Below are 14,089 nucleotides of genomic sequence, written 5' to 3'. Positions count from 1 at the left end.
CAGTATGAGTGTTTTAAAGGTTATTAATCGTGGTGATGCCACTCTGTTGATGCAGATAGAACAGTCGTGCCTTGACGGTCTTGGCCTGAACAGCCACAGGACGTGTCCATTGGGGCGACTGGAGCGTGGGGTCAGAACCGTCGGTGGTATATCTGATGACGGCCCCCGTGAGTGGCGTATTGGCATAGAGGAGGCCCTCCTTCATGAGCAGTCCAGGGGCAGGCAAGTGGAAAGTTAGTCCCTGTTGTTGCAGGCGGGGCAACTCCTTGAGCGCTATTTTCTTATAGAAAAGAGAGAGATCTTGGTGGAAAGACTTCTCCTCGGCAGCGCCCCGAAGAGCCTCCCATGCGGGATGAGCATTCCATCCACGTTCTACCAAACCTAAGATTTTAGGGAAAATATAGGCCGTCACATTATCAAAAGAGCGGATAGTCTCGCTGAAAAGTTGGGCTTGCACTCCTTTGATATTGGCCATAGCCTCACGCTTCAGTGCCACTTTGCCTCTTGCCACAGAGTCGATGTCAATGGCACGCTCCATCAAGTCGGCACGAACAGACCGGTAGATGGAATAAGGGAGGGCTGCGAACGATTTCGACTCGTTGACCGTGCCTGCCCAATTGAGCCCTTGCTCATCGAAAAGAGGTGCATACATGAGGTCCATATAGAAGTTGCTCACATTGCAAAGCACCACTCCATAGCCCTTATTGGCCACGGTGTAGGGCACGACATCACCGCCCCACTCGGGCACGGTGTTCCAGCAATACACATTCTCCACACGGGGAAGAAGCTGACGATCGCCCTCGGCCGTGTTGTGGAGGCCCACCTCTTCCCAGCCAGAAAACTTGACACCACACTGCGCTGCCAGCTGGCCCATGCGACGATAGAAGTACTCAAACAAGTCGTGTTGCCCACCGAAACGCTGCCGCTCCATAAGTTGGCGACACCGCGGAGAGCCCATCCACGCACCCTTGGGCACCTCGTCGCCACCCAAATGGATGTTGGCCAAGGTCTGTCCGGCATCAGCATACATGCGCTGAACCTCCGAAACGACCTTCTCCATGAATCTATAAGTGGAGGGAAGGGCCACATTGATGACATTATCCGTGTAGGACTGGGCCGAGACATAGCGAGAGGTGTCCTCGGCTTCGCTCAAGAGAAACTCCTCGGCCTTGGCCCTGTCGGTGGCTTTATACTTATTGTAGCGTGCCTTCATGGCCACGATGGCGGCCCGGGCGTGGCCTGGAGCCTCTATCTCGGGGATGACCTGAACGTGGCGTTGCGCCGCATACTTGAGGAGATTCACAAAGGCTTGACGACTGATAAAGCCATTGCCAGAGGTCGACGCTGTGGGATCGAAGTTGCCGTCATAGCACGGATAGAGCCACTGGGCCTCATCCAGTGTGTGACCCCGATGGGCTCCCACGGCGGTAAGTTCCTCCAATCCCGGAATCTCCAAGCGCCATCCCTCATCGTCTGTCAAGTGAATGTGAAGCTTATTGATTTTATAAGAGGAGAGAACGTCTATGATTCGCTTGATGTCTTGTGGCTTCGTGAAATTTCGGGCCACATCGAGCATGAAGCCGCGGTAGCTCATATCGGGATAGTCGGTTATCTTTTGCCAAGCCAACCGCTTTGTGGCATGAGACTGCTGGAGCATTGCCAACAAGGATTGGGTGGCATTGAAAACGCCATGAGGAGTGGCACTGACGATGTCGATTCCCCCTTTATGCACCCGAAGGACGTATTTTTCGGCACAGTTTGTCAGCGCACTATCTTGAGAAAGGCGCAACGAAATGACACAGGAGGCGCCTGGGTGAACCTTTAGATGATGGTGCTCCTCCAATTGCTGTTTGAGCAATAGGGCCTCGTTCGCTAATTCGGGCTGTGATTGCAAGGCCACCTCGTTCTTTATTTCCAAGTAGCCCTCTTCCTTATCGGCCTCCACTTGCTTGACAGAAGGCAGGATGTCGGAAGCCGTGAGGGCAGGAACTGGGCTGAACACGGCATTATTCTGATAAATAAGGCGTGCCATACGGTTAAGCTTCGCTGCCTCCCATTCGGGTTTGACGACATGCAGATTAACCGCCAAAGGCTTACCCTCGCCTCCCTTATGGCCAGCCACCCAATAGGCTTCTTCGGGCACCTGCGAGATTCCTTGGGTGGAACTGGTAGACTCATAACGAATCACTAACGAATCGCCAGGGCGCAACGACCGAAAGGCCGATGTGGGGCTAAGTTGAAAGAAGTTGGCATTGACCGCCTTGATGGTCACTTGTGGGGTCAACACTCGGCTGATGTTCTTGGGCATTTGTGAATAATAAATGGCCCAATCTCCATCAACCGAGGTTGAGGAAACATTCTTGAGGATAAACGCATTGCGCTTGATGGCACTGTCGGCCGTCTGCGAATCCATTTGCCACGTGAGTACCAAAGGAGCCTGGCGAGGGGTCACACTACATGAACTTCCTAAGCACAACAGTGCCAATAGGCTCATATTGAAAGGTTTGTTTAAAGAAAATCTCATCATGAAAGGGCTTTTAGGATTAATAGCTCAAGCGCTTGATGTTCAGCGTTTCGTGGCCCACACCCTTAGAAGTGTCGAAGGTGAGACGGAAATAGCCCGGAACAAAGCCATCATCAGAGGTGATACCATTCGACTTGGAAATCTTGATGCCCTCTATGTCACCGCTCAACGAGCCTTCTTGAAGGAGCATTCCCTTGTCTTTTCCCCATGCCAAATCGGAGTAGATTTCCATTTCGAAGGAGCCCCACTCATGGTTGTTGTTGAGATAAACGGTGGTTTGATACTTATTGTCGCCCACTTTCGCGATATAGCCCAAGCGGAAAATGTCTTCCAGTCCCCAGCCACCAGTAGCATAGTCCTCATGCCAACGGGGAGCGGCAGTGAAACCATGACCAACGAGCCAATAGGCCACAGGGGCCACATCGCTCATACGAGCCACCCACATATAATTGTAAGTGGGAGAGTAATAGATGTCCCATGTGCCCGAAGCACCTGTGAAAGTGAGGCTGTTGTCAGAGGAATTATAATTGAAGAAGTCACGATTGTAGGCTTTCTCAAGGCCGGTGATGCCTGTAAACGTCACACGGGCGTTTTTCTCTAAATTGATAGAAGTCTTGTAATAGCCACCGGTCTTGGCCATTTCCACACCGTTGATCATCAGTTTCTGATAGAAGCCGACGGCACCCAACTTGAATGTATAGGTGTTGAAAGTGACCTGGTGCACCTCCCAATCCTTGTAATCAAAACTAAAAGTGCCACCCGTGGAATTGATAAGCGACGCATAACCAGCTGTCTCGGCAAAGCCCCAGACGTATTTCGACTGAGCGATGTCCTTTTCGGTGGATATCTTTCCGTTGAATGACTCGGGGAAAGAGCCCTCTGGAGTGGCATAGACATAGGGATTGTCCGTTTGGCGATGCATTTCCACCACCTCATCATCATAATGCAGGAAGAGTGTTTCGGGCAATTGAGGTCTGACCAGTTGGATTTGTTTCGTCACCTGTTGCTGGCCTCCCTCCACATTGATGGCTGTGAGGGAAAGGGTCACCCCGGCGTCTTCCTGGTCTGTATTAAAGGGCACGCATAGACCATGATGGTCGATGGTGGCTGTGTTTCCCTTGGTTCTGATGGACTCTTTGTAGAGTTCACGCCCATCGGCGGTCAAGGCCACTTCCAACGTGGAGAGCGGTGTCTCGGGATTATTGATTTGCAAAGAGAAATAAAGACTGTCGCCATAAGCCAACTGGCGGTCGGCGGAAAGCTTTAGTCCGGAGACTTGGGGGGTGGAATAAGGATAGACCGTGCGGCTCGTCTCCTCATTGCAGGCCGTGAGCAACAGCGTGCCACAGGCCATCACCATAGATAATATATGATTGATTTTCATGTGATTTCAGTGTTAGGGGATAATTGTTGTTTAATAACCTTCGTTCTGTTTCAGGTTGGTATTCTTGTCCAATTCGCTTTGCGGCACGGGCCACAGCACCCTAAATGACTTCAAGTCGGGGAAGAGTCGGTTGCCATTCCGGTCCTTATGGACTCTCATCACCTCGAGTGCGCGGTCGTTTCTCAACAGGTCATACCAGCGCTGGCCCTCCATGTAGAGCTCAAGTTGGCGCTCGTTTTCCACCGCTTTGCGTGCCTCGGCCTGGGGCATAGCGGTGTTCAGCAAATTAGAGGAAAGGCCGGCACGCTCCCTAATCTTGTTGACAATGCCGATGGCCTCGGCTGTCTGCCCAAGTTCCACAAGGGCCTCGGCCTTGAGCAGCATGATATCAGCCAAGCGCATGAGGATGATGTCGGAGTTTTTCTCCCTGATTTTATAGGAGAAAGGATAGTTGTCGGCATTCCAATAAGCATCATAAGGTGCCTTCTTCCACTGTATGCTGGCCGCAAAACGCTTATCATTGGGGAGAAACTTGCTCACGAGCTCATGGGTAGGGGTGCAGTAGCGACGCCAAGTAACCGAACCGTCATCTTCCTTCAGCAACGTCCAATAGGCCCAGTTGGGGGATTCCGTGGTGTAATACACCTCAAAAATGCTCTCACTGGTGAACTTATTATCCGGATTCCACAGGTCATCGAAGTTGCCTACAAGCTGATAGCCCTGCGCCATCACCTTGTCACAATATTCCACCACCTTCTTATAATCGCGATCACCCTTGGCTTTGTAGGTGGCATAGACCTTGGCCAACAAGCCATAAGCGGCACCCTTGGTGGCTTGGAACGCACCAGCGTTCTTGGAAGGAAGGGCCGCAATGGTTGTAGCGTCCAAGTCCTTGAATATCTGCTGATACACTTCTTCCACGCTGCTACGCTTGGGATACATCACAGGATACCAAGTGTCAAGATTCTCGGCAGTAATGGTGGGGATGAGCTGCAGCACCAATGGCAGGTCGCCATAGAGGCGAACCATATCGAAAAGGGCCCAAGCACGAATGAACTTAGCCTCAGCCATCACCTCTTGAAGCCCTTTGTCGGAAGCTCCTCCCTTCATCAATCGCACGTTCTCAATGACATTCGTGGCATTGCCCGCCATGGCCATATACTGCGACCACACCAGCGCTACCTTGGCATTGGTGGCTGAAAGCTTGAAAATATCTACCGCCGCCTCATTCGTACCATCACCACCTACATAGCAATTATCCGACTGCACATCGTTGATCATGTAGTTTTCTTGTTGGAAAATATCATTCTTGAAACTGTTGTAAGCTCCCTGCAATTCCGCACGGGCATCGGCAATGGTGTTATATTTCGAGACGATACTGTCGCTAACAGTGGCTTCGGCCGTGAAATCAGACTGCGGACGCTCCTCCAAAAAGTCATTGCATGACGCCAACAACAGCCCTCCGAAGAGCACACCGGCCATATATATTCTATTTGTTTTCATCGTTTTAGTGTTTTAAAATTCAACATTCAATCCGAAGATAACAGCTTTCGACTGTGGATAAGTGCCATAGTCAATGCCAAGCTGCACGGCATTGGAGCCATAGGCATTCACTTCGGGATCGTAGCCAGAGTACTTGGTCAGTGTCAAAAGGTTTTGACCGGTAACATAGAGCTGAAGTTTGGCAAGTCCCCATCGGCCTATCAGCCGCTTGTCGAATGAATAGGACAAAGTGGCGGTCTTGAGTCGTAGATAAGAACCGTCCTCCACGAAGCGTGTGGAGTTGTGTATGTTCTCATCATTGCCCACCCGAGGAATATCGGTCACCATGCCTGGTCTGCGCCAACGGTCGAGCACGGCCTTCGACTGGTTGCGGAAATCCATCATTCCCTCAGTGTCTATACGGGTAGCATTATAGATATCGTTGCCCTGACTGCCCTGTAGGAAGAGCGACAAACTGAAGCCTTTGTAACTCAAAGTGTTGGTCATACCATAAGTGAAATCAGGTTGGGCACTGCCAATGATGGTGCGGTCGCCTGGGTCGGTGATACCATTGTCGTTGAAATCCTCATAAATGATGTCGCCAGTCTCTGGGTCCACACCCTTGGAAACATATCCAAAGAAAGAACCTAAAGGCAGTCCTTCTTTCAGAATGATGGCTGGTTCCTTTGTCTCATACATTTCTCCATAGTAATAAATCTTGTTGAGACCAAGTTTGGTGAGGCGGTTCTTATTGAATGAAATATTGAAATCGGTGTTCCATTGGAACTTTCCCTTGATGTTTTGAGACGAAAGATTGAATTCCACACCTTTGTTCACCATCTGTCCATCATTACGAGTGATGCCTCCTGGCAGGTTCACATAGTCGGGAAGGCTTACGGTGAGCAGCAAGTCAGTGGTCTTCTTATAATAAGCATCGGCCGAGAAAATAAGTCTGCCGTTCCACATCGTGAGGTCAAGACCCATATTCCATTGGGCTGTTTTCTCCCATGTCAGTTCCTTGTTGGCGGCTGTGCTGGCCGTAATGGCCAACCCTGGATAGAGGTTGTCGGCCGTAGGCGCCACCTTGCTCACGCTCATTCTCGCTAAATAAGAGTAGTTTCCTATGCCTCCTTGGTTACCGTTCATACCCCAGCTCACACGAAATTTGGCATCATCCACTATGTTTTTCAAGCCTTTCATAAAGGGTTCTTCTGAAAAACGCCAACCTGCTGACACGGAGGGGAACACGCCCCAGCGGTGACCTCTGGCAAAACGTGACGAACCATCCGCACGGAAGTTCATCGTCAACAGATACTTGCTATCGTAATTATAGGCCACACGACCCAAGAAAGAAGACAACGACCATGCTGAGGCACCTGCTCCGGTGGCGTCCTTATCAATCTGATTGGCCGCTGCCATGTTGTGTATGTCGGGATAGGATTCGGAAAGGTCGAAGCCTGCCATCCATGATCCTTTGTATTGGGCGTGCTGTTGTGTGGCACCACCCATGAGCGACAAGTTGTGCTTATCGAACGAAACATCATAGGTCAGTATGTTTTCCAAGAGCCATTCAAAGTTTCTTGAGCTGCTTTCCTCGACCCGTCCCTTTGTGGAGCGGCCGTCAGAGGTCGATGTCGGGTCAAGATAATAGTTCCATCGCTCATTGTTAAGGTCTATTCCGAAGGTTGTTTTCCATGTCAAACCTTTGGCTATATGAAGAGTAGCGCCGAAAGCGCCCTTCACATAGTCGGTTCCCGTCTGGTTATCAGCCGCATTGGCTGCCAACGGATTCAAGATGCGTGAGCCATAGGCCTGCTCATCATACCAATCAGGATGGGTGCTGTCCCACTTCTGCATGAAAGGGGGAGTGTTGATAACCGACAGGATGGAGCCTGCTCTCATGGAACTACTGCTCTCCCGAACCCACTGTCCATCGGTATGCGCATAGGAGAAATTGAGCGACAGATCGAGCCATTTGGTCTGCTTACTGTCGATGTTGGCACGGAAATTATAACGTTTGAAGTGAGACTTCTCCACGATTCCTTCTTGGTCGGTATAGCCTCCGGAAATGAAATATTGCAGTTTCTCACTGCCATTCTGCAATGACAATTGATAGTTTTGCTCTATACCCGTCTTGAAAAACAAGTCAGTCCAATCGGTATAGCGGTGCTCGGTCTCGGGAATGGAGGGCGCCACATTGGACACTTTCTTCAAATCAGCCATCAACTCCTTGTACTCCTCTGTGTTGAGGGCATCGAGTTTGCGACCCAAAACGGAAAAACCAGCATAAGAACTCAACTTCACACGAGGGGTGCCGGCCACACCACGCTTCGTCGTTATCAGCACAACACCGTTGGCGGCACGGGCACCATAGATGGCTGCCGATGAGGCATCCTTGAGCACTTGCATTGTTTCAATATCATTAGGACTGATGTCTGAAATATTATCAGTGGGCATACCGTCCACCACATAGAGCGGTTCGTTGGAAGCTTGTACCGACGTCGCGCCACGCACCCTGATACTCAGTCCTGTGCCGGGGGCTCCAGAAGGCTGCACCACCTGAATACCGGCGGCCTTGCCCTGTATGGCTTGCGCCGCCGACATGAGCGGACGCTCGTCAAGATCTTTCGTTGACACCACAGAAACGGCCGTGGTGATATCCTTGCGTTTCATCGAGCCATAGCCCACAACAACCACCTCATCGAGCAGCGTATTATCTTCATGGAGCACAACATTATAAGTTTCACCGCTGCTCACACGAAGCTTTTGGCTTTGAAAGCCCACATAGGAATAGTGCAACTGTGCTCCCGGGGCGACCTCGAGCTGATAGCGACCATCCACATCGGTCACGGTGCCATTGTTGGTGCCCTCAATCGTCACACTGACGCCAATGAGTGGCTCACCTTTGGCGTCCTTGACAACACCTTTCACCTGCTTGCGCTGGGGAACTGTCGTGCTCTTTTTCACACGCCACGTCAGCACAATCTGCTTGCCAGCCTCTATGCGATAGTCAATGTCGGTGGCTTGCAGCAAACGGCTCATCACCTTCTCAATGGGCTCATTGTTCGCCGTGAAGTTGACTTTCTGCTTGAGTCCAGGCAGTTTGTCATTATAAAAAATACTGTAACCAGCCTTGCGTTCAATCTGTTGCAGCACCTGTTGTATAGTCTGGTTTTGCGCCTTGAACGTCACCTGGGCATTCAATGGCAACAGTGCCACCATGGCGAGATAAGCACTGACTATACATTTTCTCTTCCAATTAGAATAATGCATCTTCATAAAATAAAGGTTAATAATATATGGTATAAGGTTTTTATTGCTTTAGGAAAAGCCCTCGGCGCCACTACTTACGCCTCAAGTAGATGGTATTGTCGTGCACCTCATAGGTCAGCGGATAGGTAAGGCTGATGACATGGAACACGTTTTCAAGGCTATTATTGCGAATGGTACCCGAGAAGGTGGCCTCGGCTAGGTCATTAGAACTAAAGACTATCTTCACATCATACATGCGTTCGATGGTCTTAGCTATGTCGGCAAGCGTCGTGGCGTTGAAGTAGAGGATATTCTTCTTCCAGAAATCAGCCTCATTGAGGTTGTCCACCTGCGCCACGGCAAAAGTATTCGACTTCTTATTATAAATGAGTTGCTGGTTGGGTTCGAGGATGATGCCCGACTTTTTATCCGACACCCGCACTCTTCCTTCCATCAACGTGGTGGTCAAGGTAGAGTCCGTGGGATAGGCTTTCACGTTGAATGTGGTGCCCAACGCTTCCACATTGACACCTCCACAATCCACGATGAAAGGTTTGTCCTTGTTCTTCGCCACCTCAAAATAGGCCTCACCACTTAGTTTCACCACTCGCTCATCCATGTTGTAGGCCCCATTATAGGTGAGACTACTATAAGAATTGAGCCACACCCGGGTGCCATCAGGCAGCGTGAGTTGGGCTTTCTTCCCCTTTTCCACCTTGTTTTCCACCACCTCGGCCACTCTGTCAGCCATGGCGCTGCGTGTGTTATAAACATAACCACCCATTCCCAAGGTCACCAAGAGGAGCCCTATGGCCGCTATCTTGTAGAAATTAAAACGCTGTGGCTTCTGTTCCACCACCGTGTTGTCGATGTTGGCCATGATATTGGTGAGCATAGCCGACTCCACTGTGTCATTGGCCGCAGTCGGCGTGTTGACCCACAGCGTGTGGCACATGTCGTCAAAACCTTCATTGGCCTCGGGATGATCGAGCCATTCGTCAAGTTCCTCCGCTTGCTGCGACGTGAGTTGGCGTTTGAAGAGTTTCTCTATCAGGGGGCGATATCTTTGGTATTTCATGACAAATCTTTTGATTGTTCTACGTTTGAAAAGCTATTCCACAGCCTGCGTCTCACGCAGGATTCATGGCTTATGAGTCCATTCTGGATTTAAAGTACTTGAGAGAACGCTGCACTTGGGTGGCCACGGTTTTCTCAGAGATAGAGAGCCGCTCGGCGATTTCCTTATAGGTGAGTCCCGATTTCCAGTAAAGCAGCAATATATTCTTGCGGGCGTCGGGCAGATGCTCCGTGAGTTTGAGGATGTAGTCCTCCATCAACGACTGGTCGATGGCCTTCTCCACATTCTCCGTTTTCTGTTTTTCCTGTGCGAGTCGCTTCAGATATTGTTGCCTGAGAAGCTCCCTGCGTATGTACTGGAACACCATGTTGCGGGTGATGCGGAAGAGATAACCCTCAAAATTATTATCATCTTCAAGATGCTCCCGATAGTTCCATAGTTGCAAGAACACATCTTGCGTAATGTCTTGGCTCACCGCGGCGTCCTTCACAAGGGAGAAAACAAAATTATAAACCCACCCATTATATAGGTGGTAAATAGTCTCAAAATGGCTGCGGCTGCCATTTCTCAGTCCGTTTATAACTTGCTTATTTATCATTCGGATGAAGGTTAACTATTAATGTATAGTATTTGCCGGCAAAAAAGTATGACAGCAACATGAAAAAAATGAAGGGATGTTCTATAAATTTACTCATTAATTATCAATGTTTTATTTGTATATCTCGACAAAATTTCGCACCTTTGTAAGTAGGAACAGACGAAATCATGCAGAAGGAAACCATATACCGCGAGCCGATGAGTGAGAGCCTCTTTGAGGAGGAGTTCACCTTAGACGCATTGTCCAAACTCGGAAATCCCCTTGAGCGCCTCTCGAAGCTCGTCGACTTCGAAATGTTCCGCCCGATACTGGAAGAGGCCCTGCTGACCAAGGAATGCAAGTCCCAGGCCGGCCGCAAGCCCATTGATGTAGTGTTGATGTTCAAAGTCATATTCCTTCAACGTTATTATGGCTTGGGCGACCACCAGATAGAGTTCCAGATAGTCGACCGTACCAGTTTCCGCCAGTTCCTTGGCATCCATACTGTGGCTGAGGTTCCTGACGAGAAGACGGTGTGGGCATGCAAGGAGAAGCTCTGCAAGAACGGCACATTCGACAAGCTGTTTGATGAGTTCCGTGCCTTTCTTGACCAGAAGGGACTTTCCTTCAACGAAGGCAAGATCATCGATGCCACGTTCGTAGAGGCTCCCAAGCAGCGCAACTCCCGCGAGGTGAACAAGACCATCAAGGAAGGCCGGGGCGATGAGCTCTGGAATCCCGAGGATGGGGACACTGCAAAAGAGAGGAAGCACAAGCGCTACGTCAAGTCCCACAAGGACATAGAAGCCCGCTGGACAAAGAAGCGCGGTGAGGTTCACTACGGCTACAAGGACCATGTCAAGGCAGACAAGAAGACCAAGCTCATCGAAAAGCACTTCACAACATCCGCCAATGTCCATGACTCAAAGGTTGTCGGTCAGCTCTTGGAAGACAAGGACAAAGGACAGGATCTCTATCTGGATGCAGGCTATGTCGGGAAGGACCAGGAAGTCGAGGACCACGGCATGAATCCCATCATCTGCGAGAAAGGCATGAGGAACCATCCTCTGACCGAGGAGCAGAAGTCGAACAACCGCGAGAAGTCAAAGGCGAGATGCCGCATAGAGCACATCTTCGGCTTCGTAGAGGGAGCGATGAACGGCTCTATCGTGAGAAGCATCGGAATGCTCCGCGCCGCTGCCGCCACAGCTCTAACAGACCTCGTCTATAACATCTTCAGATATGAGCAGTTCTGCCGTTGCCAGCCTGGCCTTATCAAGGAAGCACTGGCTTCTGTGCAGGGATAACTGCGCCCAAACGTGTCAAATCGTCAAAAACAACAAGTCAATGAGTGGATAAACGACCTCTATCGCTAGCTGAACCTCCCTGTTGAGGAAGGCAATCCCGATTGAAAGATTCGGACGGGATAGCTTCCACTCGAATTTATGAATTAATAGAAGTTACCTTAATACCAATAATAACTAATGATCATCTTAAAAACAAAACCAAAACGAATATCTGTTCACTACTGTTACAAGCTGTTAGCTAATACCACAATATCCACTAATAGCTCAATACATTGATAGAATAAGGTGCCAATTTTATCTGGAATGCTTTCCCTGTCTTTGTCTTTGTTGTTGCCGGCACAATGGCTCTGGGACGGTCTATGCTGTTGGTGTCCTCCGGTTTGGCTGATTTCAGCACCGTCCAGACACCCTTGCCACCGACCTTGCCACCGATATGCTCAACCGTAAGCATCACCGGCGTACTGCCACCGTTGACCAGTTTCAAGTAGACCCTGCCGGTTCTGGCCTCTCGTGTAGCAGTATAATAGACCTGGTCAAGTCTGGATCCGTTGACGTTCATCTGGGGCAGGCCGTTGACTTCCACCGGCACGATCCTGTCACCCACATTGCCTGCAAACATGCACTGGGCATAGTAGGACGGCGAACCGTAGGCCGTGAGGGCATCGTAACCAATGAGGTCGCTCTTCCACTGCATGCCGTGAGGGTTGACGTTAACGAAGAGCGGCGCATAGCAATGAGCCACCACGATGTCAGAGTTACGCTCCATGCCCGCCATCCAGGCAGCGTCGCCGAGGGCGGCATTCATATTGGTGGTGGGCTCACCCTCACGTGAGGCCCACTCGCCGCAGAAGATCTTCGGACCCTTGCGGTCGTAAGCATCGTACTGATGAAACGCGCGGTACATCTCTGCCGTGTTGCGATAATAGTGCTCGTCAATGAGGTCATACTTCACGTCCTTCACGCACGTCTCGGCAGCCTGCCGCTCCATCATCCTGGCATCGACAGTGGAGATGACCTGCAACTGCGGGTAGCGGGCCTTGATGGCGTCGTAGAACTTCTTGAAACGTGAGGGATAACTGCCCGACTTGTCGAAGAAATCCTCATTGCCCACCTCTATATAATGGAGCGGGAAAGGCGCGGGATGGCCGTCGCGCACACGCTGTGCGCCCCAGTTGGTGCCGGGACCGCCCGTGATGTACTCTATCTCGTCCAGGGCATCGCGCACGAACCCGTCAACATAGTCGCCCGTGACATAGTCGCCACTCAGCGTGTAGCCGGCAAAGACTGCCAGCAACGGCTCGGCGCCGACGTCCTCGGCCCACTCCAGAAATTCCAAAAGACCCATGCCGTCGGTGCTGGGATAGCCCCACGGGCTCATATGGCCCGGCCGCTCATCAGGATTGCCCACGGTGCGCTTCCAGTCGAAACGGTTGCGGAAATCATTGCCTTCAACATAGTTGCCTCCCGGGAACCGCAGAAACTTTGGGTGCATGTCACACATCATCTGCATGAGGTCGCGGCGCATGCCGTTGGGACGGTTGTTGAAAGTCTGCGGGAAGAGGGTGACACGCGTGAGCCAATATTTGCCGGCTTCATCGGCCGTGACGCAGAATTTCACATCTTTGGTGGCCTTCACCGACGCGGGCGCCGTGAGCGTAAAGGTGTGACGGCTCCACTTTCTGCCGATACCGTCTACCGTTGTGACGGCATAGACCGTCGAACCGTCCGTACTGACGAGCGATACCGTGAGCTTTGCCGGTGCGTCTCCAGCCGTCTTGGCGTAGAATGCACCTTCATATTTCTCTCCTGAACGTACGGGAAAGCCCCAATATCCGTCGTTGAGCAAACGCGAGCCCTTGGCAGCGTCCCAGCGGAGCGACTTAGGATTGGCGCGGTTGATGCCGTCGTTCAGCTCAATGGCAATGTGGCTCGCCACAGTGTCAGAGAGCGTCCAGAACTTCGGGCCGCCGGTTTTCCAGGGCGTCCACGGGTTGGGCTGCTGCCCGTTCTTGTCTTCTTTGAACGAAGTGTTGCGGATAAGCTGGGCGTAGAGACCACCCTCGTATGAGAAATTGATTTCCTCGGTCATCAGTCCGTAGAGCGTAGGACTGACGGTTTTGTCTGCCTTGTCCAGTCTGAGCGTGAGCTTCGGCTGAGCCGTCGCCATGCCGCCCCACACCAATCCAGCCGCAAGGACGATTGCCTTTAATCTTTCAGTTATCATCATATCAATTGTTTCAAATAGTGTTGCAAAGTTATGGAAACATCACTATATCCTCGTGAGAAAATGTCTCAAAAACATAGAGATTTATTCCAACATGAGAAAAAAACAGCGAAAAAGCTTGTCAGACAGGAAAAGACGCCTGTAAAGCCCGTCCTTTTTATAACAAACGGAGAAAGAGAGGACCATGAAATAAGTTGAAATCTCTTGGCGACAGGCAAGCACGGCAAAGTCATCGTGATGCGCTAACTTTGCCGTGTCTTC

At 50.9% G+C, this 14,089-nt stretch carries 8 protein-coding genes; 1 reads left to right on the top strand and 7 read right to left on the bottom strand.

Annotated elements, in window-relative coordinates; translation table 11 throughout:
- Window positions 1-13: 13 nt before the first annotated feature.
- From PREMU_RS11500 to PREMU_RS11475, 6 genes are all read right to left on the bottom strand, one after another.
- Window positions 14-2,524 carry a family 20 glycosylhydrolase gene (locus PREMU_RS11500; protein ID WP_007575523.1) on the bottom strand — a complete coding sequence of 837 codons (2,511 nt, stop codon included), beginning with the start codon at window positions 2,522-2,524 and terminating at the stop codon, window positions 14-16.
- A 19-nt stretch (window positions 2,525-2,543) separates the two neighbouring features.
- A complete protein-coding gene (locus PREMU_RS11495; protein WP_007575521.1) occupies window positions 2,544-3,908 on the bottom strand; it encodes a DUF5125 domain-containing protein in 1,365 nt (454 codons plus the stop codon).
- Window positions 3,909-3,938: 30 nt separating this feature from the next.
- Window positions 3,939-5,411, bottom strand: coding sequence for a RagB/SusD family nutrient uptake outer membrane protein (locus PREMU_RS11490; protein WP_007575519.1), 1,473 nt, complete (start codon window positions 5,409-5,411; stop codon window positions 3,939-3,941).
- A 12-nt stretch (window positions 5,412-5,423) separates the two neighbouring features.
- Complete coding sequence (locus PREMU_RS11485) at window positions 5,424-8,612, bottom strand: TonB-dependent receptor (RefSeq protein ID WP_223918662.1); 3,189 nt, start codon at window positions 8,610-8,612, stop codon at window positions 5,424-5,426.
- 121 nt (window positions 8,613-8,733) lie between these two features.
- Window positions 8,734-9,720, bottom strand: a complete 987-nt coding sequence (locus tag PREMU_RS11480) for a FecR family protein (protein ID WP_007575515.1) — start codon at window positions 9,718-9,720, stop codon at window positions 8,734-8,736.
- Window positions 9,721-9,790: 70 nt separating this feature from the next.
- On the bottom strand, window positions 9,791-10,318 hold the full coding sequence (locus PREMU_RS11475; RefSeq protein ID WP_007575513.1) for an RNA polymerase sigma factor: 528 nt from the start codon (window positions 10,316-10,318) through the stop codon (window positions 9,791-9,793).
- A 167-nt stretch (window positions 10,319-10,485) separates the two neighbouring features.
- On the opposite strand from PREMU_RS11475, the gene PREMU_RS11470 reads away from it, so the two are divergent.
- Window positions 10,486-11,604, top strand: a complete 1,119-nt coding sequence (locus PREMU_RS11470; RefSeq protein WP_007575509.1) for an IS5 family transposase — start codon at window positions 10,486-10,488, stop codon at window positions 11,602-11,604.
- 256 nt (window positions 11,605-11,860) lie between these two features.
- On the opposite strand, the gene PREMU_RS11465 is transcribed toward PREMU_RS11470, so the two are convergent.
- Window positions 11,861-13,831: an alpha-L-arabinofuranosidase C-terminal domain-containing protein gene (locus PREMU_RS11465; protein WP_040558362.1), complete on the bottom strand. Its 1,971-nt coding sequence runs from the start codon at window positions 13,829-13,831 to the stop codon at window positions 11,861-11,863.
- Between the last annotated feature and the right edge of the window lie 258 nt (window positions 13,832-14,089).

Origin of the sequence: Hallella multisaccharivorax DSM 17128 (assembly GCF_000218235.1) — a bacterium.
Lineage (GTDB): Bacteria > Bacteroidota > Bacteroidia > Bacteroidales > Bacteroidaceae > Prevotella > Prevotella multisaccharivorax.
The sequence above is the reverse complement of the archived record's forward strand: the minus strand, read 5'-3'. Positions and strand labels throughout refer to the sequence as shown.

Coding starts and splice junctions, on each gene's coding strand:
- PREMU_RS11500 (WP_007575523.1), bottom strand. CDS start 2,524: ATGAGATTTTCTTTAAACAAACCTTTCAATATGAGCCTATTGGCACTG.
- PREMU_RS11495 (WP_007575521.1), bottom strand. CDS start 3,908: ATGAAAATCAATCATATATTATCTATGGTGATGGCCTGTGGCACGCTG.
- PREMU_RS11490 (WP_007575519.1), bottom strand. CDS start 5,411: ATGAAAACAAATAGAATATATATGGCCGGTGTGCTCTTCGGAGGGCTG.
- PREMU_RS11485 (WP_223918662.1), bottom strand. CDS start 8,612: ATGGTGGCACTGTTGCCATTGAATGCCCAGGTGACGTTCAAGGCGCAA.
- PREMU_RS11480 (WP_007575515.1), bottom strand. CDS start 9,720: ATGAAATACCAAAGATATCGCCCCCTGATAGAGAAACTCTTCAAACGC.
- PREMU_RS11475 (WP_007575513.1), bottom strand. CDS start 10,318: ATGATAAATAAGCAAGTTATAAACGGACTGAGAAATGGCAGCCGCAGC.
- PREMU_RS11470 (WP_007575509.1), top strand. CDS start 10,486: ATGCAGAAGGAAACCATATACCGCGAGCCGATGAGTGAGAGCCTCTTT.
- PREMU_RS11465 (WP_040558362.1), bottom strand. CDS start 13,831: ATGATGATAACTGAAAGATTAAAGGCAATCGTCCTTGCGGCTGGATTG.